The following is a 20,684-nucleotide window of genomic DNA, read 5'->3' on the forward strand; positions in this document are numbered from 1 at the left end:
AATCGGGAGGTCATCCGAAGCCGCGCCCCTTGAAGCCATTACAGCTGAGACACAAAAAGCCCCGGAGACCGAAATCTCCGGGGCTTTTTGCCCGGTCCGCCTTTTACCGAAAAATCACAGCTTTCCGTTGCGCTGCTGAATCATCATGAACGTGTCGAATGTATATTCCGCAAGCTGCATCCAGAGATAACCCTCGCGCTTGAAGGCCACCTGATCCTCATAAATCTTCTTGAAATCAGGGTTGGTTGCCGAGATGCCGGCGTAAACCTCCAGCGCCGCCTTGTAGCACGCCTCAAGAATTTCCTGGCTGAACGGCCGCAGCACAGCTCCCTCGGCCACTAGCTGTCGCACGGCGGTCGGGTTCTTGGCATCGTATTTCGCCATCATGCTGGTGTTGGCGAAAGCGCAGGCATCCTGCAACGCCGCTTGATAATTCTTCGGCAGATTGTTCCATTTTTCCAGATTGACGAAGGAATGGATGACCGGACCGCCTTCCCAGAAGGCCGGGTAATAATAATATTTGGCCACCTTGTAGAAACCGAGCTTGTGGTCGTCATAAGGACCGACCCATTCCGCCGCGTCGATGGTGCCTTTTTCCAGCGCCGGATAGATATCGCCGCCGGCGATCTGCTGCGGCACCACGCCGAGCTTTTCCACCACCTTGCCGGCCAGACCGGCGATGCGCATCTTCACGCCCTTGAAATCGTCGACGGTGTTGATTTCCTTACGGAACCAGCCGCCCATCTGCGCACCGGTATTGCCCGAAATCATGCCGTAGAGATTGTGCTTGGCGTAAAACTCGTTGAGCAGCTTGTTGCCGTTGCCTTCATAGAACCATGAATTGGTCAGGCGGGCATTGAGGCCGAAAGGTATCGCCGTGCCGATGGCGAAGGTCGGGTCCTTGCCGACGTAATAATAGGAGCAGGTGTGGCACATTTCCACCGTGCCGGACGATACGGCATCGGCCGCCTGCAGGCCGGGCACGATTTCGCCGGCGGCGAAGGTTTGAATGGTGAAGTTGCCGTCGGTTGCGGCTGCAACATGCTTGGCAATATCTTCCGCGCCGCCGTAGATCGTGTCGAGCGATTTCGGAAACGACGACGTCAGGCGCCAGTTGATCTTGGTATTCTGCTGTGCAATGGCGGGCGCGGCCAGCGCTGCCGTGGCAGCTCCCGCAAGCGCACCTTTTTTCATAAAGGAACGGCGATCCATCTATATCCTCCCAGATATGAACGCTGCCCGCAGCTTTGAATTCCCCTCGTTGCTGTTCAGGCATCGCAGCAAAGTAAGCACGGTTACGGCCCGGCTGACAAGCACCCGCAACAAGAATTAATCGCGGAAAAACCGGCCTTTTCGGGAATTTTTGGAAACTCTGCTTCGTATTTTATTTTCAACTGAAATATCCCGGCATCGCCTTATACTTTAGGCGCATAAAGGATCCTCATAACGCAAAACGCGTGCTTGACTTGGTCAGCCGGCAGTCGCACAAATTTCGAAGATTCGTCCCGGAGCCACCATGCCAAAACCCATTATCGCCGTTCCCGCCGACATCCGGCATTTCACCGGTGCCGACTGGCACGCCGCGCAGAACCAGTATGTTTCCGCCGCGCTGAAGGTGGCTGGCGTCATGTCCTTCATTGTCCCGGCCTTCGAGGACGGAAACGAGGTCGACGCTATTCTCGACCGGGTGGACGGCCTGCTCGTGTCCGGCTCCGCCACCAATGTGCATCCTTCCCTTTACGGAAAAGAGGCGCAGGAAAGCGACGGCCCGTTCGATCAGGCCCGCGACGCCACCAGCCTGCCGCTCATCCGCCGCGCCATCGAACGTGGCATCCCGATGCTGGCCATCTGCCGCGGCATTCAGGAGCTGAACGTCGCGCTGGGCGGTACGCTTGCCTCCGAAATTCAGGAGCAGCCTGGCATATGGGACCACCGCAAGCCGGAACATGACGACCGCGACGTGGCCTTCGCCATCCGCCAGCCGGTGCATGTGCGCGAAGGCTCCTGCATCGCACAGCATCTTGGAATGTCGGGCGAAATCCAGATCAATTCGCTGCACCGGCAGGCAATCGCCGAGACCGCGCCACGCCTGCAGGTGGAGGCGACAGCCGCGGACGGCACCATCGAGGCCGTTTCAGTCATCGACGCCAAGGGATTTGCCGTCGGCGTGCAATGGCATCCGGAATATTGGGCTGAGACCGACGCGCCGTCGCGCGCTTTGTTCGAAGCCTTCGGCAAGGCCGTCCACAACTATCGGAACAGCAAGGCATGAACCTTAGCCGATCCCCCTCGGCTCACAGGAGCACAAAAAAGGGGCAAGCCTGAAGGCCTGCCCCAAGTCTGGGAGGAGGATTTAGCGCTTTGCGCGTTTCTTCTGTCGGTAGACGTCGGCAACGACCGCGGCCACGATGATCAGGCCCTTGACGATTTCCTGGTAATAGGCGTCCACCCGGAGGAAGGTGAAGCCCGACGTCATGACGCCGAGGATGATGGTGCCGATCACCGTTCCGGTGATGCGGCCGGCACCGCCGGCAAGCGACGTGCCGCCGATAACGGCTGCGGCGATGGCGTCGAGTTCATACATCACGCCCATGCCGGCCTGCGCCGTCTGGGCGCGGGCGGCGGTGACGACACCGGCGAGACCGGCGAGCAGGCCAGCAATGGCATAGACCTTGATCAGATGCGCCTCGATATTGATACCGGACACGCGTGCCGCCTGCTGGTTGGCGCCGATGGCATAGGTGAACTTGCCGTAGCGGGTGTAACGCAGCGCCACGTGGAAGATGACGGCGACGACGAGGAACACCACGACCGGCCAGATGCCCGTGCCGATGAAGTTGAAACCGTCCGTCAGACCGGAGATCGGCTGACCCTTCGTATACCACTTGGAAAGGCCACGCGCCGTCACCATCATGCCAAGCGTTGCGATGAAGGGCGGAATTTTGGTGCGGGCGATGAGTTGCCCGTTGATGAAGCCCGCAAGGGCGCCAGCCAATATGCCGACGGCGAGCGGTATGAAGAAGGGCAGATCGGTCAATCCCGGATAAAGCGCCCGCGGCCATGTGGACGATTGCGCCACGCTGGCGGACAGCATCGCCGTCAGGCCGACGACGGAACCGGAAGAGAGATCGATACCCCCGGTGATAATGACCTGCGTGACACCGACCGCGATGATGCCGATCACCGAAACCTGCAGGATCATGATCGTCAGGCGCTGCTGGTTCATCAGGAAGCTCTGGCCGATGAAAATCCAGCCGAGAATTTCATAAACCAGCGCGATGCCGATCAGCACGAAAAAGATATTGGCCTCCGGCGGGATGCGGCGGTGCGGCTTGCGTCCGGATTTTGCGTCCAACTCTGTGTTGGCGGCGGCGTTCGTATTCATAGTCATTCCTCCTCGAGAAATCCCGGCGCGCCTCACCGCGATGCGAGATCCATCACTTTAACCTGCGTGGCTTCACTTCTATCAAGGAAGCCCGTCACCCGACCTTCATGCATGACCATGACACGGTCGCTCATACCCAGAACCTCCGGCATTTCGGAGGAAATCATGATGACGGCGACGCCCTGGCGCGCCATCTCGCAAACAAGCTTGTGAATTTCCGCCTTGGCCCCGACATCGATGCCGCGTGTCGGCTCATCCAGAATGAGAATACGCGGCTTGGTCAGCATCCAGCGGCCGATCAGCACTTTTTGCTGGTTGCCGCCCGACAGGTTCTCGATGCGCTCGTAAAGATGCGGCGTCTTGACCCGGAGCTTGCGACACATCTCCTCGCAGGCATCCGACAGCGCATTTTCCTGCACGAAGCCGTTGGCGACATATTTGTCCTGCAGGACGGCGATCTGCATGTTCTCCAGAATATTAAGGATCAGCAGGCATCCCGTATCCTTGCGATCCTCCGTCAGAAACGCCATGCGGTGACTGATGGCCTTCGTCGGGCTGTCGATCGATACCGGCTTGCCGTCGATTGCAATCGTACCCGAGGATGCGGGCGTTACACCGAACACCGTTTCCGCCACATTGGAGCGGCCCGATCCGACAAGGCCGGCAACGCCAAGAATTTCACCGGCGCGCACCTCGAAGGAAACGTCGTGGAAAACGCCGTCGAGCGTGAGATTCTTGACCGAAAGCACCACGTCGCCGATCGGAACCTCTTCCTTCGGGAACATCTGGGTTATTTCACGGCCCACCATCATGCGGATGATGTCGTCACGCGTTACATCGGTCGAGGCGTGGGTGCCGATATATTTGCCGTCGCGGAAAACCGAAAATTCATCGGCGATCTCGAACAGCTCGTTCATCTTGTGGGTGATGTAGACGATACCGATACCGCGTTCCCGGAGATCGCGGATGATGCGGAAGAGATGCTCGACCTCGCGCTCCGTCAGTGCGGATGTCGGCTCGTCCATGATGAGAACGTCGGAATCATAGGAAACCGCCTTGGCGATCTCGACCATCTGGCGACTTGCCACCGAAAGCTCGCCGACGCGGGTTTCCGGATCAAGATCGATGCCGAGCCTTTCCAGCAGCGTTTCGGTACGGCGATACATTTCGCCATGGTCGATGAGGCCCAGCCGGTTTTTCGGCTCGCGGCGTATCCAGATGTTTTCCGCCACCGTCATATAGGCCATCAGGTTCAGTTCCTGATGGATCATGGCAATGCCGTTTTCCAGCGCATCGAGCGGGGAATCGAGACGTATGTCGGCGCCTTTCAGGCGAATTTCGCCACTGTCCGGCTGGTAGATGCCGGCCAGGATTTTCATCAGCGTCGATTTTCCGGCGCCATTCTCGCCCATCAGCGCATGCACGGTGCCGCGCTTCAGCTTGAACTGCACATCATCAAGCGCCACGACGCCGGGAAATTCCTTGCGTATGCCTTCCGCCGCGAGAAGATACTCCGCATTCGGCACGGCTCCGCTGGCGCGCACGGCGGCCATTGTCGATGGACTGACGACCATCTCATCCTCCACAATAGACAAAAATGACCGGAAACAGGCTTTGCCAGATGGCGCACCCTTGCCTCCGGGGAGGCTTGCAGCGCCATGTCGATCACGACATGAAAGGCGCTGCAACACTTTGAATTCACTGAAATTCAATCGTAATCCGCTCGCGCACCGAAGCTTGTTTTCGGCGCCGTCGGAAACCGGCATCTGCCTCCAATATCAATCTGAACGGGCGCAGATGCCGGAAGGCGGCCGTTAGTTCTTGGCCACGTAGTCCTTGACGTTTTCAGGCGTGACGAGCTGGAAAGGAATGTAGACCTTCTTCTCCACCTTGTCGCCCTTGACGAGCTTCAGCGCGGCATCGAGAGCGCCCTTGCCCTGCCCTGCCGCATCCTGGAACACCGTCACATCCAGATCGCCCGCCTGCATCGCGGCAAGGGCGTCCTGCGTGGCGTCAACGCCGGCGACGACATAGCTCTTCATGTCCTTGCCTGCGGCTTTCAGGGCCTGGATCGCGCCAATCGCCATCTCATCGTTGTTGGCGATGACTGCATTGAATTCGATACCGCTGGAAAGCCAGTTGGTGACGAGGTCGGAACCCTGCGTGCGCTGCCAGTTCGCGGTCTGCTCTTCAACAACCGAAATGCCCTTGCATTCGTCGGTCTTCAGAACGTCCTTGGCAGACTGCGTGCGCATGCGTGCCGCCTGGTTGGAAAGCTCACCCATCATGATGACCGCATTGCCCTTGCCACCGAGAAGGCGGCAAACTTCTTTCGCTTCAAGCGTGCCGGCCACCGTCTCGTCGGAGGCGACGAATGCCTGGCCGTCCGGCAGGCTATCGACGTTCACCGGCTGGCGGTTGACGTAAACCAGCGGAATCTTGGCGTCAGCGGCGAGCTTCGACATGGCCGCCGTCGCATCCGTATCAACCGGGTTGACGATGATCGCGTCGACCTTGGACGCGATGAAATTCTGAATCTGGCTCTGCTGCTTGGCAACGTCGTTCTGGGCGTCCTCGACCTGCAGGGTCACGCCCTTCAGTTCCTTGGAATAATCCTGCATGCCGTTGCGCAGCACGGTCAGGAAGTTGTCGTCGAACAGCGCCATCGAGACACCTACGGTCTCCGCATGCGCCGCCGTGCCCAGAAGCACAGACATGGCTGCGCCGATGATAAATTTCTTCATTGTTTTCTCCTCCTCGGTGTCCGGCGCCACCTCTCCCAGCCGGAGGCGAGCCCGAGAGCCCGCCGCTACCTCCTCACAACCAGAAAACGGAATAATGAAACCGATTTTCTGTCTGTTCGATATATTTATTCCATTTTTGATCCGAACGTCAATGCTTTCTTCACGGCAAGGCGGGGAAGCGGCACACAAGGCGGTGATGAGGCAGAATTTCAGGAGGAAGGAGTTCCGTGGCGGATTGCCGGGAACTGCGCCTAAGCTTTTTCAACGTTACTCCCACTCGTCGGGCGAGGATCGATAAGCCGTTGAAATCATGGATCCTCGGGGTCGAAACCGAGGATCACGAAGAATATGGCGGAAAGTCCGTTCTCAATGCCGGACCCGCAGACCCCGCCATTGGCAAAGCCACCGGCGGGTCTCATCTTTTCGCTTAACGCGCCCATGTGAGGCACCATTCCACCGGCGAAAATACGCGAGAAGGGAACGGGTTCAGCAGAATGGGCGTGTTGGTACACCACGTTCTATCGATGCGAACCAGGCATGACATCGGCGGGAATCGGGCAGACATATTTGCTGCCCTCGGTCTTTTCCTGCCATTCCCTTTTAGCATTGGCGAGCAGTTCCGGCGAGGTCATCAGCGCAAAGCCGGTCGATGCGAGTGTTTTGGCGGCATGGGCCATGGCCTTGTGAGCGGCAGGGCTTTTGCCCTGCGCAACCACCTGCCAGGTATGCGGATTGGTGCCGATTGCCCAGGCGGGCGTCCAGCATTGTGCGGTTGGCGTCACCCAGCTGACATCACCGACATCGGTGGAACCCGCCCGAAAATGCGACTGACCCTCGAAATCGCGCAGGCCGAGATGCAGGGGTGTCGAACCGTCGATCTTCCGGTTGGAAAAAACATCGCCCTTTATCTGGTAGAGCCGAATGCTGCTTTTGATCGCCTCGTCGGTGAAAGTATCCTGAATGCTCTTTGCGAAAACAATATCCGCTTCGTCGAAGGCGATGGGGCCGAGCGCCATCATGTTTTCATGCATCGCCGTTTCCAGCGTGATGTTGGGCAGAAGGTTGGTGGAGGCGGTATCGAAGACGATCTCAACCTCGGTCTCGGTCATCATCGCCGCGCCGCGCGCCACCTTGTCCACCCGTGCCGCAAGATCGAGCGCCTGGCGCATTTCCGGGGCGCGGATCAGGTAAAGCACTTCGGCCTTCGCCTGCACCACATTCGCCGCCTTGCCGCCGGTATCGGTGATCGCATAATGCACCCGGCAATCCTGCGGCATGTGTTCGCGCAGGAAATTGACGCCGACATTCATGAGTTCGACGGCATCAAGCGCCGAGCGGCCCAGATGGGCAGCGTTAGAGGCATGAGCCGCGACACCCTTGAAACGGTAAAAATATTCCAGCACGGCCAGATTGTTGGTGGAGCGCACGCCGTTGAAGGGCGCGGGGTGCCACGTCAATGCCGCATCGACATCGTCGAACAGGCCGGCGCGCACCATGAAGGTCTTGCCGGAACCGCCCTCCTCGCCGGGGCAACCGTAATAGCGTACGGTGCCGTGTAGATTATTGGCTTTCAGATGCCGGGCGAGCGCAATAGCGGCCATCAATGAGCCGACGCCAAGCAGGTTGTGGCCGCAGCCATGGCCGGTGGCGCCCACCTCATGCGGCTGCACCTCAGCCACATCGGCCACCTGGCTCATGCCGGCCAGCGCATCGAATTCGCCGAGGAAGGCAATGACCGGCTTGCCGCTGCCGAATTCGCCGATGAAGGCCGTTTCCATGCCTGCCACGCCGCGGCGAACCGCAAAGCCGTTTTCCTCAAGCGCGGCGGCGAGAACGGCAGCGGATTGCCGTTCTTCAAATTTAAGCTCGGCAAAATCCCAGATGCTGTCGCTCAAGGTGGTGAAGTCGGGCTTCATGGCCTCGACTTCGGCGGCAATCGACATCACGGCATCACGGTTCATGGCTTGTCCTCGCATTTTTCGCCCTTTACGGGCACGCGCAAGCGCTTCGGCGGATGCACCGCCAAATCCTTGCACCCTATAATGGAAAGCCCGCGCCGGGGTCCGCCTCCGGCGCGGGCAAGAGTGGATCAGTTGTCGACCGAGACTTCCCAGAGGCGGGCGTTCGACTGCCAGACCGGCTGGCCCTTGAGCTTCTTCGTGGCGCCCCAGACATCGACCATGTCGTAGAGGAAGATGCCCGGCATTTCCTTCAGCATCAGCTCATGGAACTCGTCGAAAATCTTCTGGCGCTTCGTCTGGTCGGCCTCGACATAGGCCGCCTTCATCAGCTCGATCGCCTTCGGATCATCCCACATCAGCGAGGCGTTCTTGTCCTTGTTGCCGACATAGAAGGCATACATCAGCGCCGGGTCGAGACGCGGGGCGACCGACTGCGAGATCACCTGATAATTGCCGGAGCGACGGCGATCGACCTGCGTGGCGTAATCCAGCACCTCGATCTGCACGTTGAGACCCGCCTGCTGCATCATGGCCTGCGCCATGACGGCGGCCGGGAAACTCGGCACGTTGCCACGCTTGTTGGCGATGATGGAGATCGGCTCGCCCTTGTAACCGGCGGCCTCCAGTCCCTTCTTCGCGGCCTCGATGTCATAGGCCGGACGCTTTTTCTGGGTCTCGTCGAAATAGACCGAGTCCTGCGAGACCATCGAGCCGTTGGCTTCACCCGTGCCATTCGATGCGGCGGCGACCAGCTCATCGAGATCGAGCGCCATCGCCATGGCCCGACGCACCCCGGGATTGCTCAGAACCTTGTCGCGGGTCTGGATGTAGAACAGGTTCTTGCCGTTGTTGCGGGCAACGATGAGCTGCATCTTGTCATTGGTCTTGAATTCCGGAATGAGATCAGGGGAAATCTCGGCCGTGTCGAGCACGCCGGCTTCGAGACCCGCCTTCACCGTCGAAGCATCCGGAATGACCATGAACTTGATGCCGTCGGCCAGCGGCCGCTTGGAGCCGACCATGCCATCAGGCTTGCCGTCATTTGCCGGCGAAACATAATCGGCAAATTTGGCGAGGCGGATATATTCTCCTTTCTTCCACTCGTCCCACTGGAACGGCCCGGTGCCGATCGGCTTGGCGAAGCTGCCATCGGCAGCAACCGATTCCGGCGAGATCATGCCAGTATAACCGCATTCCGGCCGCGACATCAGGCCGAGGAAAACGGCGGAGGGTTTTTCAAGCGTGATCTCGACAGTGGAAGCGTCCGTTGCCTTGACGCCGGTGACGTGCGCTGCCCCACCTTCCGCGAAATCGTTGAGGCACGTCCATTTCGTTTCCGGCTTCAGATAGCGCGTCCAGTTCCAGACAACATCCTCTGCGGTGAGCGGCTTGCCATTGTGGAACTTCACGTCCTTGCGCAGCTTGAACGTATAGGTCAGGCCGTCAGCCGCAACCTCGACAGTTTCGGCCAGAAGCGGCTTCACCTCTCCGGCATTGTTATAACCGACGAGGCCTTCGACGATGTGCAGGATAACCCCATCCGTATTGCCGTCGCGGTTCACGCCGGGATTGTTGCTGCGCAGATCCGAGCTTTGCGCGATGGTGATGTCGCGGGCCGCCGCGATGTTGGCCGTTACCAGCAGGGCAACGCCTGCGAGAAGAAGTTTTTTCACTGTTCTACCCTCTTTGTTGTCGTTGAGTGTGACTAGAGCACGTCCGTTTAAATTGAAGTTTTAGATGTGCTCTATCTCTTTGTTTTTACGCATTTTCCGGATGTAAAACCGCTACGCACTTTTACTGGAAGTGCTCGGTTAAAACCCGTCCCAGCAGGCCTGTGCCAGCCGGCCGATCGTCTCAAGCGCGATGGTGTATCCCGGCGTGCCGTCAGGCATGGTTTGCGGCACCTCATCGGTATAGGTGGTGATGATGAAGGACGGCGCGCCGTTTCTGTAGACGATGCCGGCATCCATGCGGCCGCGCTTGCCGCGGCCACTCTTGCTGGCCACGACGGCCTCGAAAGGCAGGCGGGAGCGAATTCCATACCGCAAAATCTGGTTTTTCAGCGTCTGCATCGCCCACTCGCACAATTGCGGGCTGCAACCGAGCTTTGCCTGCGCTTCGGGCGAGGACTGCGCATCGAGAATGGTCTGCAGCAGAAGCACCTGATCCGCCGCCGAGGTGGTCGTAACTGTCTTTAACGGATGGTCGGCCGCCAGCGCCAGCGGCGGGATGAGGAAACGGTGGTGGGTATTGGCCATGCCGAGCGACTTGCAATAGCCGTCGACCTCTTCCAGCGTCAGCCTCTCCAGCACCATCTTGGTGCAGACATTGTCGCTCAGCACCATCATGCCGGCGACGGCATCGCGTAGCGAAATGACGATACCCGGCGTCATATAACGGAACATGCCGCTCGCGACCTCTTCCACCAGCCGTTTTTCATAGGTGACGGGCTGGTCGAGATCGATCCGCCCTTCGCTGGCGGCCTTGAGCACGGCCATCATGATCGACGTCTTGCGAGTGCTGCCCGATGGCGTCTCCTCGTTTTCTCCCCGGCCGATCTCTTCACCGGTCAGGAGATTGCGCACCATGAAGCGCGTCACGAAAGGCTGTGCATCACAGATCGCATTTAATTGGGCAGCCACAGTCATTGTCATCTTCCTGTTAAATTTCATCTTCCAGACGCCATTTCAGTGTCACGCCGCCCTTTTCATTCTGGTCGAGGGCGGGAATGGCCGAGAGCAGCCGGCGCGTATAGGCCTCCCTCGGACTGTCGAAAATCGTGTCGCGGTCACCCTCTTCGATGATGCGACCGTCCTGCATGACGACGACACGGTCGGCCACCTGCTCCACCACGCCGAGATCGTGGCTGATGAACAGGCAGGAAAAACCGTAACGTTTCTGCAAACCGGAAAAGAGATCGAGCACCTGCGCCCGCACTGTCACGTCGAGCGCCGAGACCGGTTCGTCGGCGATCAGGAACCGCGGACGGCGGGCAATGGCGCGGGCAATCGCCACGCGCTGGCGCTGGCCGCCGGAAAGCTCATGCGGATAACGGGCGGCGTAGTCAGCGCCGAGCCCCACCTCCTCCAGCGTCTCCAGCGCCCGCTTGCGCTTGGCGGCCTGATCGAGGTCGGGCACGAGGCGCAATGCCTCCTCCACCAGCGCCTGAATGGTCATGCGCGGATCAAGCGAGGAATAGGGATCCTGAAACACCATCTGGCAATTCAGGCGATAGTCCTTCCAGTCCTCGTTGCGCTCGCGGCCCTGAAAGCGGATATGCCCTTCGCTTTCCTGCACAAGCCCGGCAATGGTGCGGCCAAGCGTCGTTTTGCCGGAACCGGAACCGCCGACGAGCGCCACGACCTCGCCCTCATGAATATCGATGCTGACACCATGCAGCGCCCGCTTCGGTTTGGCTTTTTTCAGCAGCGATTTGCGACCGGCATAATCCACAACGATATCGCGGGCCGAAACCATTGGCGCCCTGGAGGTGTCGATACTGCGCGGCTCGCCACGGAATGGCAGGGAGGAAAGCAGCTTTTTCGTATAGGGGTGCTGCGGCGCGTCCAGCAGGTCCTCGGTGCGGCCCTGTTCGACGATCGTGCCTTTTTCCATCACCACGATGCGGCTGGTATAACGTGCCACCATCGGCAGATCGTGACTGATGAGGAGAACGGCAGTGCCTTCCGCCCGCGTCAGTTCCACCATCAGTTCCATGACATCACGCTGGATGACCGCGTCAAGCGCCGTCGTCGGTTCGTCGGCGATCAGCAGGGCTGGTTTCAGCAGCATGACCGAGGCCAGCATGATGCGCTGGCGCATGCCGCCGGAAAACTCGTGCGGATAGGCCGTCAGCGCACCTTCGGGATCGCGGATGCCGACCCGGCGCAGCATGTCGAGAATTTTCTCGCGGCGCTCTTCGGGCGACAACTTCGTGTGAAGGATCAGCCCCTCTTCCAGCTGCCGGCCAATCGTCATCGATGGGTTGAGGGAGGTCATCGGCTCCTGAAACACCACGCCGATCTCCGCGCCGCGCAGACGCCGAAGATCCTTCACCGGCAGGGCCATGACATCCTGCCCCTTGTAGATGATCGACCCGCCGGTGACGGCGATGGCCGGCGGCAGAAGCGAGATGAGCGCGCGGGTGGCGAGCGTCTTGCCCGACCCGCTTTCGCCGACGATGCCGAAGATTTCGCCCGCGGCAATATCGAAGGAGACATCCTTGACCACCCGGTGGCCGGTTCTGGCGACTTCGAGCGAAAGGCCGCGAACGGTGAGAAGTGTATTAACAGTCATTTGAGACCTCTCATGCGCGGGTCAAGCCTGTCGCGAAGGGCATCGCCCAGAAGATTGATGCCAAGCAGCGTCAGCGCGATACAGAGACCGGGGAAAAGACCCAGCCACACGGCCTGCTGGATGAAGGGTCGGCCGGCGGCCAGCATGTTGCCCCAGGTGGGGGCCGGCGGCGGCACACCAAGGCCAAGGAAGGAGAGCGCGCTTTCCGACAGAATGGCCCAGCCAAACATGGAAGTGGCAAGAACCGTGATCGGCGCGATGCAATTGGGCAGGATGTGGCGGAACATGGTGTAGATTTCACCATTGCCCATCACCAGCGACGCCTCGATGAATTCACGCTCACGCAGAGAAAGCACGGCACCGCGCACCACGCGGGCCATGGATGGCGTATAGGCGATGCCGAGTGCGAAGATGATGCCATACTGGTTTGCGCCGAACACCGCGAGCAGGCCGAGCGCCAGCAGAATGCCCGGAAAGGCCAAGAGCGCATTGTTAATGGCCATGATGACGCCATCCACCCAGCCCCGCGCATAACCGCTGACAAGGCCGATCAGCGTACCGAAGATTGTCGCGAAGCTGACCGTCAGGAAACCGATCCAGACGCTGGCACGTGCGCCGACCATCAGGCGGCTCAAAACATCACGCCCGAATTCGTCGGTGCCGAGGAGATGGCTGGCGCTTGGACCGGCCAGACGCGAGGCAAAACCAAGCTTCATCGGGTCATAGGGCGTCCAGAACAGACCGGTTGCGGCGGTGATGAGCAGGAGGGCGATGAGAAAGCCGCCGATAAGCCCGTTAAGTGTGAACTTTTTCATTCGGCAACCACACGCGGATCGAAGAGGGGATAAAGAAGGTCGACGAACAGGTTGACCAGCACATAAGACAGCGAGACGAACAGCAGGCAGCCCTGTATGACCGGATAGTCACGGGCAAAAATACTGTCGACCATCAGCCGTCCGAGGCCGGGAATGGTGAACACCGTCTCGATGACGGCGATGCCGCCAAGGAGATTGCCGAGGATGAGGCCGATCATCGTCCAGGTCGGGCCGAAGGCGTTCTTGAAGGCATGCCGCCAAAGCACGGCGCTTTCCGAAAGGCCCTTGGCACGGGCATGGGTAATGTAATCCAGTCGCAAAACTTCCAGTGTCGAGGCGCGCGCCATGCGGATCAGAACGCCCATTTCGTGGATGACAAGCGTCATGACGGGCAGGACGAGATAAAGCATGCCACCAACAAGATTATCGCTGATCGACACATATCCCAGTACCGGCAGCCAGCCGAGCTTGAGGCCGAAGAACAGAAGAAGCAGCAGGCCCAGCCAGAATGTCGGGATGGAGAGGAGCAGGGTTGCCGTTCCCACCAGCGCAAGATCGGTCAGGCTGTTCTGTTTCCAGGCCGCGATCACACCTGCCGGAACCGCAATCAGGCTGGCGAGCAGCACCGCAACCACGACGATCTCGGCGCTGACGAGAAAGCGCGAGACGACCAGCGGCAGCACCGGCTCGTCATTGACGATGGAGCGACCGAAATCGCCCTGCACCACATTGCCGGCCCAGATGACGAACTGTTGCGGCATGGACTTGTCGAGGCCGAGTTCGGTCCTCATAGCTTCGATCTGTTCCGGTTGCGCCATGTCGCCCAGCATCAGGGCAGCCGGATCACCCGGAATGAAGCGGATAAGCGCAAAGACCGTGATCGACACGAATGCGATCGTCGGCAGCGCCATCAAAAGACGGCTCAGTATGAATCTTATCATCGGTTCCCCACGATTGATGGCAGGTAATGACAGCCCGCCTCTATCGGTTTCGTTGCTGTCAACTATGACGGATTGAGAAATATCACGCAATATTATGCATAAACGTCATACATCTATGCAGAATGACGCCGCGGTCATCCTGATGAGGATAAGGACATCTTCCGCCCAAAAATCCCGCTTCAGACGATCTTTTGCGAGAGCTGGATTTCCCGCTTCAAGGCATCGCTCAGCGCCTGCGCAGCGATGGAGAGCGGTGCCCCGGAGGCGCGGGCAAGACCGAACTCCTGCGTCGCCTGCGGGACGAACGGCCGCGCGACAACGGGCAGGTGCCGATAGAGGTTGGCATAAAAACTGCTGATGATCGTTACCCCCAATCCGTGCGCCACATAGGCGCAGGCGGAACTGTTGGTGTGAGTCTCGATCTTCACCATCGGTTTGACGCCAGCCTTTTTGAACACCTGATCGAGCGCCATGCGATTTGGCCGCTGGCGGCCGATCAGGATGAGCGGAATGTTGCGCAGGTCCTTCACGGTAATTTCGTCAAGCGCTGCCAGCGGATGATCCTCCCGGACCACGCACACACTCTTGCCGGTCGCGACACGCTCGACATCGATGCCCGGCCCGATCTCACCTTCCATCCGCAGGAAACCGAGATCAATCACCCGCTCGCCGACAAGCTTGTTGATGGCGGTCGTCGTCTCGAAAAAAGTCTCGATGCGAACGCCGGGAAAATCCCGGACGTAGTCGATCAGCATGGCGGGCGCGAAATTTTCCCACATACTGCTCGGCAGCCCGATGCGCACGATTTCCGGACCGGCCGCACCATTCCGCAAATCTTCCGCATGACCGGACATGCGGTCGACCGCAAGCAGCACGTTTTCCGCATCCCGCGCAAGCAGCACCGCCTCCGGTGTCGGAATGAGCCGCCCTTTGTCGCGGGCAAACAGCGTCAGAGACAGGTCGGCCTCAAGCTGCGCCAGAAGCCGGCTGATACCGGATTGGCTAAGCCCCATTGCCTTGGCCGTGGCGATGGTCGAGCCGGTGGAAAGAAGCGTGCGAAGAACTTCGAGCTGCTTGATGTTCATGAGGCCAGCACCATGGATGAAGAGACAAGCCGGTTTCGGTTCTGACGTTTTGCCGCCGATAACGCTTCATGTCACCGGTTTTTTATCCCGCACGCGGCAACTGCCTAAAGTTCTACCGAATACAGGGTGTCATGGGTGGCCACGCAAGCATCACCCGTGGGGGTAACCCAACCGCGGAACATGCCGGGGGTATTGTAGGGCGCTGCAATCCCCCCTTCGGCATCGATAGCCACAAGACCCGCGCCAATATCGTAGGGCGCCAGATCCTTATGGACGAGATTGCCAGCAGCAGTCTCCAGATCCTGCCCGAGATAGGCGACGCGGGATGCGATCTCGTGACCGACGACGTAGCGGATGAAAAATTCGCCCTTGCCGGTGCCGGAAACCGCGCAGGCCCCATCCCGTGCATAGGTGCCTGCCCCGATCACCGGGCTGTCACCCACCCGGCCATCGGGCTTGTTGGTGTAGCCACCTGTCGAGGTGGCCGCGGCAAGATGGCCCGCCGCATCGAGCGCCACCGCTCCCACGGTTCCGTGTTTCTCGTTTTCCGTCGCTTCCGTGCCTGTGGCGGCGTGGCGCTTCATCGCCGCCAGTGCCTCCACGCGCTTTTGCGTGGTGAAGTAGGATTGCGGCTCGGTCGCGAGCTCCTTTTCCCTGGCGAAGCGGTCCGCTGCCTCACCTGTCAGATAGACGGCACGTTCATCCGCCATCAGCGCGCGCGCCGCCTTCACCGGGTTGCGAATGGCGCGGGACGCGCTGATCGCGCCCGCCGCCAGTGTGGCACCGTCCATGATCGACGCATCGAGTTCGTGAATGCCGTTCTCGTTGAGTGCGGCACCATGCCCGGCATTAAAATGCGGGCTGTCCTCCATGACCACGACCGCCGCCTCGACCGCCTCAAGCGCGGTTCCGCCAGCCTTGAGCACGCCATAACCGGCGCGCAGTGCCGCCGCCAGATCGTCGCGCGCAGCAGCCCACTCCTCAGACGTCATGCTGTCTTCCGGCATCACGCCACAACCACCGTGGATGGCCAGTGCGATCTTCGTCATGTGCTCACTCCCTCGTCGCCCCACTCCGGCAGGGCCTCTTACCATCAATGAAAGGCGATATCGCCGATGACCCGTACGCGCACCCTGCGAGCGCCGCCCGGCAGATAGGCGATCGGGATATCCTCCACCTCAAGCGTCTTGAGGCTTTCGCGCTCCGCTCCGGAAGCAACCGCTGCGTTCTGCGCCTCGGTCTCGGCTTTCGCAAGGGCTTCGTCCCGACTCAGTCCGGAAAAGACCTGATCGACCTCGCCGGAAACCTGCGCCATCGCCGCGCCCAGCGCATTGGCAACGCCGGCATTTTCCACACGCAGCACTTCCGACGCACCCGGAACCGTCTCGGGAATCAAAAACGCCCCGCCGCCGACGGCAACCAGCGGCACGTCTTCGGCCGAGGTTTTCATCTGGTCGAAACTGTCGGCCACCATGTCGCGGATGCGTTGAAGCGAGGCCTGCACGAAAGCCGGATCGAGGTCTTTCACACGGTCGCGGTCACCCATCTCGATCAGGCCGGCGGCAACGGCGATATCCGATGTTGTCAGCGTCTCGCCGCCGAAAACCCGGGCTTCCGTCAGGATGCGGTAACCGACCGAGCGCGGACCGATCTTGCCTGTTTCAGGGTCAACGATGGTGCCGCCGCCGAGCGCAATCGGCAGAAGGTCGGGCATACGGAAGAGCGTGCGTACCCCGCCAATATGGACAATATTGTTCGCCTCGCGCGGAAAACCGCCGACAAGGCAGCCGATATCGGAGGTGGTGCCGCCGACATCCACCACCATCGCATCGGAAAGCCCGGTGAGGAAGGCCGCACCGCGCATCGAATTGGTCGGGCCGGAAGCGAAACTGTGCACGGGGTTGGCGGCGGCCACATCCGCGAGCGCCACGGTGCCGTCATTCTGGGTCAGATAGAACGGCGCCTTCACGCCCGCTTCGCGCAGCGCATCCGAAAATGCCTGAACCGTGGTCTTGCCGAGCGTTTGCAGCGCTGCATTCAGGAGAGCGACATTTTCTCGCTCGAGCAGCCCGATGCGGCCAAGCGTATGGGAGAGCGTGATGCGTGCATCAGGGATCACAGAACGGACGATTTCCGCCGCCCTTACCTCGCATTCCGTCGTCAGCGGTGAGAAGGTCGCGGAAATGGCGATGGAAGTGATACCCGCATCGCGGATTTTCATCGCCGCTTCGCGAATTTCATCGGGAACCATAGGCACCAGCGGACTGCCGTCATATTCATGGCCGCCGTGGACCATAAAGATCAGCGGATCAACGGCCTCGCGAAGATCCTTCGGCCAATCGCACATCGGCGGCAGCGAAGAACCGGTCGGCAGGGCGATGCGGATCGCCGCAACCCGCTCCAGCCGGGCGCGCTCCACCACCGCATTGGTGAAATGGGTGGTGCCGATCATCACCGCATCAATCGGCCGGTCCGCCGCGCCGACATGGCCAGACACATGGGCGAGCGCCGCCTTCACGCCGGACAGGACATCCTGCGTGGTCGGGACCTTGATGGAAGCGACGATGGTGTCACCATCGATCAGAACGGCATCCGTATTGGTGCCGCCAACGTCAATACCGATGCGTTTCATGGGAATACCGATCTGAAGTCAATGTCATAACCGAAGGCGCGCGGGCCGACGGCGGCGATGCCGGCAGGCGTCGTCAAAAGCTCTGGTGCCGGCAGGGCGACAACCGTCACGCGCTGGCCGTAACGCACCGATTCCGTACCGATGGCGCCACCGGAAACCGTATCGAGAAGGCAAAGCAGGTCCGGCGTCATGGCGATTGGCTGGCCATCGCGGAAGGCAACGGCCCACTCATTCTGGAATGCGAGCTCCATGCGCGAACCACGGTCGGCATCGATGCCTTCAATGGTCGTGCTGCCGCGCAGGAAACCACCCGTGGTCTCGCGAGCCACGTCCACCACCTTGCCGCGGAACAGCTGCTTGCCGCCCTCGTGGTCGAGAACCGCCTGAACGGGATCGTCATGGCGCGCACGGGCCTCCATCACCGCGCGCCCGAGTTCGGTCGCCTTGGTGACGGTGTAATGAATACCCCACTCCTTCACTTCCTTGCCGGTGCGCGGCGCCTTGCAGGTGGCGGCGGTGGAGCCCACTTCGGTGCAGACCTTGCGCGAGATGCGCTCCATCCATTTCCAGGAGGCCGCGCGGGTCACGATCACCTCATTGTCGCGCACATCGACCAGCGACAGCGGAAACATCGGCAGGTTGCCGATGGCGAAAGAAGTCATCTGTGCTTCGGGATAGGCCCGTCCCATGGCGTCGGCATTAACGACCGGCCGGTCGAGCACGGCGGCGGCGAGGAAAGACGAGAGCGCGTTGGAGCCGCCGATCTCCACACTCATGATCGCCCGGAATGGCTTGCCGAGATAATCCTCCATGACCTCGACAGCGCGGGCGAGATGTACGGGATCTCCCAGCCGTTCCTGACCGACAAGCGGCGCCCCCATCTTGGAGACGACGGCAACCATGTCATCATCGGCAAGCGCCATGGGATCCATGACCTTTACCCGCCGCCCCTCGGCATAGAGACGCCGCAGATTGAGCGTCGAGATATAGGGGTTGCCGCCGCCACCCGTTCCCAGAATCCAGGCGCCGGTGGCCAGAGGTTCGATATCGTCTTCGGAAAATTCCTGGATCATGCGTCATCCTCGGGCATGCCGCAGCCTTTCCGGCCGCAGGCGATGCTCCTTCCCTTTGAAGTTCCAAGTCTGCCAACCCCGCCATCTGGGCGGGGTCGGTTTTCATGAGGTAAAGATCACTCGGCCTTGCAGTCCCAATGGAAGTTGGAGAAGTTCAGGTCCCAGCTCTGCATGGGAATGAATTCGTAACCCTGAAGGCACTTGTTCGCCGCATAACGGCGGTTCGGCGCAACCGCCCAGACGTCAGGCTGAAGATCGACGATCTTCGTCTGCAGTTCCTTGTAGGTGGCGTTCTGCTCGTTCACATCAGTGGTGGAGCGAACCTTGTCGATCAAGCCGTCGATTTCCGCGTTCTGCAGCCATTCCATCGACATCCAGGTGCCGGATGCCTTGGAATGATACTGGTTGTAGAACATCGAATCCGGCGACGGATAGGTCGGCGAGATATTCACCTGGGTCGATGCCGGCGTTGTTTCGGGCTTGGAAGAAAGCTCGACGATACGGTTCCACGGCTCGGGCTTGATATCGAGCATGATGCCGATCTGCTCGAGGCTGGATTGCAACAGCAGCGCCACTTCCGCCTCGAAGGCGAGCGACGCGACGTAGCTGTTGACGAGCGTGATCTTCTGGCCGGCATATTTCGACTTCGCCAGCTCTTCCTTGGCTTTTTCCAGATCGTAGACACCGGGCTGGATATCGCCATCATGCGCGTCCTTGAACGCGTCGGAAAGCGGGCCTTTCATATCGAAGCCCGGATAGATTACTTCCTGGATCGTCTTGTAGTCGGTCGCATAAGCGATCGCGCGGCGGACGTGGACGTCGTCGGTCGGATAGACCTTGGTGTTGAGCTTGATGACGAAGCCGCCGGCGGTGCGGGTCTGGATCAGCTTGTAACCCTTCATCCGGCCGATAGATTCATAGGTGTCGTTGCCAAGCCCGTGCGAGGAAAGGCCGAGCTCGCCCTTTTCCGCCAGCGCCTTGACGGTGGCGTCGTCGCTGGTCTGCACGAAGCGCACCTCATCGATCGGCTTGCCCTTGTTCCAGCCGAGGAAATAATCGGCATTGCGGGCGATCACCATGTCGGCAGAACGGTTGTAGCTGACCAGCTTGTAGGGGCCGGAACCGGCGGAGTGTTCCCCGACATAAGCCTCACCCCATTTGTCTTCGGGCTTGGCATTGGCTTCGATCAGCGTTTTGTTCATCGCCATCATCAGCGGCGTTGCCGCCATGAAGGGCGAGAACTGGCGCTCGATCTTCATGACCAGCGTGGCATCGTCAGGCGCGGTAACGTTTTCGGGCTTCAGCACGCCGACGATGAGGTTCGACGGGCCCTTGTTGATGCCGAGCAGGCGCTGGATCGACCAGGCAAGATCGGCAGCCTTCACTGCCGTACCGTCCTGGAATTTCGCATCGTCGCGCAGGTGGAAAGTGTAGGTCAGGCCGTCTTCGGAAATCTCCCAGGATTTCGCGAGATGCGGCACGATTTCGCCCTTGGCGTTTACCGTGGTCAGACCGTCATACATGTTCACGATGGCCATGTAGCCGGTATAGTCAGTCACTTTCGCAGGGTCGAGCGAGCTGAATATCTGCATGGTGTTGACCGCGACCGACACCTTGTCTTCCGCAAGGACTGCAGAAGAAAAAATCGGCAACGCAAGCGCCGTGCCGAGTGCCAGCGCGGCGAGACGGGAAGAAACTACAGGCATTTTCATTATCGTTCTCCTCTTTATTGCGGGTCATCGGGCCCGCTTA

Annotated in this window: 16 protein-coding genes; 1 reads left to right on the top strand and 15 read right to left on the bottom strand. The window is 60.1% G+C overall.

All coding sequences use genetic code 11. The features are described 5' to 3' along the window. Positions 1 to 114 precede the first annotated feature (114 nt). Positions 115 to 1,212, bottom strand: a complete 1,098-nt coding sequence (locus ACQZ5K_RS05180; RefSeq protein WP_137004744.1) for a TRAP transporter substrate-binding protein — start codon at positions 1,210 to 1,212, stop codon at positions 115 to 117. Positions 1,213 to 1,516: 304 nt separating this feature from the next. Here ACQZ5K_RS05180 and ACQZ5K_RS05185 point away from each other — a divergent pair, with 304 nt between their 5' ends. Further along, positions 1,517 to 2,272, top strand: a complete 756-nt coding sequence (locus ACQZ5K_RS05185; RefSeq protein WP_137004745.1) for a gamma-glutamyl-gamma-aminobutyrate hydrolase family protein — start codon at positions 1,517 to 1,519, stop codon at positions 2,270 to 2,272. A gap of 81 nt (positions 2,273 to 2,353) precedes the next feature. Here ACQZ5K_RS05185 and ACQZ5K_RS05190 read toward each other — a convergent pair whose 3' ends face one another. The 14 genes from ACQZ5K_RS05190 to ACQZ5K_RS05255 all read right to left on the bottom strand — a co-directional run bounded on the left by ACQZ5K_RS05190 (position 2,354) and on the right by ACQZ5K_RS05255 (position 20,644). Beyond that, a complete protein-coding gene (locus ACQZ5K_RS05190) occupies positions 2,354 to 3,385 on the bottom strand; it encodes an ABC transporter permease (protein WP_003524582.1) in 1,032 nt (343 codons plus the stop codon). 32 nt (positions 3,386 to 3,417) lie between these two features. Next, on the bottom strand, positions 3,418 to 4,959 hold the full coding sequence (locus ACQZ5K_RS05195) for a sugar ABC transporter ATP-binding protein (protein ID WP_080857299.1): 1,542 nt from the start codon (positions 4,957 to 4,959) through the stop codon (positions 3,418 to 3,420). Between the two features lie 240 nt (positions 4,960 to 5,199). Continuing rightward, a complete protein-coding gene (locus tag ACQZ5K_RS05200) occupies positions 5,200 to 6,129 on the bottom strand; it encodes a sugar ABC transporter substrate-binding protein (protein WP_003524584.1) in 930 nt (309 codons plus the stop codon). 518 nt (positions 6,130 to 6,647) lie between these two features. After that, positions 6,648 to 8,090, bottom strand: a complete 1,443-nt coding sequence (locus ACQZ5K_RS05205; RefSeq protein ID WP_448739778.1) for a M20 family metallopeptidase — start codon at positions 8,088 to 8,090, stop codon at positions 6,648 to 6,650. 128 nt (positions 8,091 to 8,218) lie between these two features. Beyond that, positions 8,219 to 9,763, bottom strand: coding sequence for an ABC transporter substrate-binding protein (locus tag ACQZ5K_RS05210; protein WP_448739779.1), 1,545 nt, complete (start codon positions 9,761 to 9,763; stop codon positions 8,219 to 8,221). Positions 9,764 to 9,901: 138 nt separating this feature from the next. Beyond that, entirely contained in the window at positions 9,902 to 10,738 is an 837-nt protein-coding gene (locus ACQZ5K_RS05215; RefSeq protein WP_448739780.1) for a serine hydrolase, read from the bottom strand. 13 nt (positions 10,739 to 10,751) lie between these two features. After that, entirely contained in the window at positions 10,752 to 12,386 is a 1,635-nt protein-coding gene (locus tag ACQZ5K_RS05220) for an ABC transporter ATP-binding protein (protein WP_448739781.1), read from the bottom strand. Continuing rightward, positions 12,383 to 13,201, bottom strand: a complete 819-nt coding sequence (locus ACQZ5K_RS05225) for an ABC transporter permease (protein ID WP_003524591.1) — start codon at positions 13,199 to 13,201, stop codon at positions 12,383 to 12,385. The genes ACQZ5K_RS05220 and ACQZ5K_RS05225 overlap by 4 nt, the downstream gene beginning before the upstream one ends. Beyond that, positions 13,198 to 14,142: an ABC transporter permease gene (locus ACQZ5K_RS05230; protein WP_004438407.1), complete on the bottom strand. Its 945-nt coding sequence runs from the start codon at positions 14,140 to 14,142 to the stop codon at positions 13,198 to 13,200. Before ACQZ5K_RS05230 ends, ACQZ5K_RS05225 begins: the two co-directional genes overlap by 4 nt. A 179-nt stretch (positions 14,143 to 14,321) precedes the next feature. Then, the gene (locus tag ACQZ5K_RS05235) at positions 14,322 to 15,227 is read right to left on the bottom strand and encodes a LysR family transcriptional regulator (protein WP_004438405.1); all 906 of its coding nucleotides are present in this window, start codon (positions 15,225 to 15,227) and stop codon (positions 14,322 to 14,324) included. Positions 15,228 to 15,331: 104 nt separating this feature from the next. Continuing rightward, positions 15,332 to 16,276 carry an isoaspartyl peptidase/L-asparaginase family protein gene (locus ACQZ5K_RS05240; RefSeq protein ID WP_448739782.1) on the bottom strand — a complete coding sequence of 315 codons (945 nt, stop codon included), beginning with the start codon at positions 16,274 to 16,276 and terminating at the stop codon, positions 15,332 to 15,334. Positions 16,277 to 16,320: 44 nt separating this feature from the next. Beyond that, on the bottom strand, positions 16,321 to 17,859 hold the full coding sequence (locus tag ACQZ5K_RS05245) for a hydantoinase/oxoprolinase N-terminal domain-containing protein (protein WP_448739783.1): 1,539 nt from the start codon (positions 17,857 to 17,859) through the stop codon (positions 16,321 to 16,323). After that, positions 17,856 to 18,932: a DUF917 domain-containing protein gene (locus tag ACQZ5K_RS05250; protein WP_448739784.1), complete on the bottom strand. Its 1,077-nt coding sequence runs from the start codon at positions 18,930 to 18,932 to the stop codon at positions 17,856 to 17,858. Before ACQZ5K_RS05250 ends, ACQZ5K_RS05245 begins: the two co-directional genes overlap by 4 nt. Positions 18,933 to 19,048: 116 nt before the next feature. Continuing rightward, a complete protein-coding gene (locus ACQZ5K_RS05255) occupies positions 19,049 to 20,644 on the bottom strand; it encodes an ABC transporter substrate-binding protein (protein WP_448739785.1) in 1,596 nt (531 codons plus the stop codon). Between the last annotated feature and the right edge of the window lie 40 nt (positions 20,645 to 20,684).

It is taken from the genome of Agrobacterium sp. 22-226-1, from assembly GCF_053522345.1.

Coding starts and splice junctions, on each gene's coding strand:
- ACQZ5K_RS05215 (WP_448739780.1), bottom strand. CDS start 10,738: ATGACTGTGGCTGCCCAATTAAATGCGATCTGTGATGCACAGCCTTTC.
- ACQZ5K_RS05225 (WP_003524591.1), bottom strand. CDS start 13,201: ATGAAAAAGTTCACACTTAACGGGCTTATCGGCGGCTTTCTCATCGCC.
- ACQZ5K_RS05200 (WP_003524584.1), bottom strand. CDS start 6,129: ATGAAGAAATTTATCATCGGCGCAGCCATGTCTGTGCTTCTGGGCACG.
- ACQZ5K_RS05255 (WP_448739785.1), bottom strand. CDS start 20,644: ATGAAAATGCCTGTAGTTTCTTCCCGTCTCGCCGCGCTGGCACTCGGC.
- ACQZ5K_RS05250 (WP_448739784.1), bottom strand. CDS start 18,932: ATGATCCAGGAATTTTCCGAAGACGATATCGAACCTCTGGCCACCGGC.
- ACQZ5K_RS05235 (WP_004438405.1), bottom strand. CDS start 15,227: ATGAACATCAAGCAGCTCGAAGTTCTTCGCACGCTTCTTTCCACCGGC.
- ACQZ5K_RS05245 (WP_448739783.1), bottom strand. CDS start 17,859: ATGAAACGCATCGGTATTGACGTTGGCGGCACCAATACGGATGCCGTT.
- ACQZ5K_RS05180 (WP_137004744.1), bottom strand. CDS start 1,212: ATGGATCGCCGTTCCTTTATGAAAAAAGGTGCGCTTGCGGGAGCTGCC.
- ACQZ5K_RS05220 (WP_448739781.1), bottom strand. CDS start 12,386: ATGACTGTTAATACACTTCTCACCGTTCGCGGCCTTTCGCTCGAAGTC.
- ACQZ5K_RS05205 (WP_448739778.1), bottom strand. CDS start 8,090: ATGAACCGTGATGCCGTGATGTCGATTGCCGCCGAAGTCGAGGCCATG.
- ACQZ5K_RS05190 (WP_003524582.1), bottom strand. CDS start 3,385: ATGAATACGAACGCCGCCGCCAACACAGAGTTGGACGCAAAATCCGGA.
- ACQZ5K_RS05195 (WP_080857299.1), bottom strand. CDS start 4,959: ATGGTCGTCAGTCCATCGACAATGGCCGCCGTGCGCGCCAGCGGAGCC.
- ACQZ5K_RS05185 (WP_137004745.1), top strand. CDS start 1,517: ATGCCAAAACCCATTATCGCCGTTCCCGCCGACATCCGGCATTTCACC.
- ACQZ5K_RS05240 (WP_448739782.1), bottom strand. CDS start 16,276: ATGACGAAGATCGCACTGGCCATCCACGGTGGTTGTGGCGTGATGCCG.
- ACQZ5K_RS05230 (WP_004438407.1), bottom strand. CDS start 14,142: ATGATAAGATTCATACTGAGCCGTCTTTTGATGGCGCTGCCGACGATC.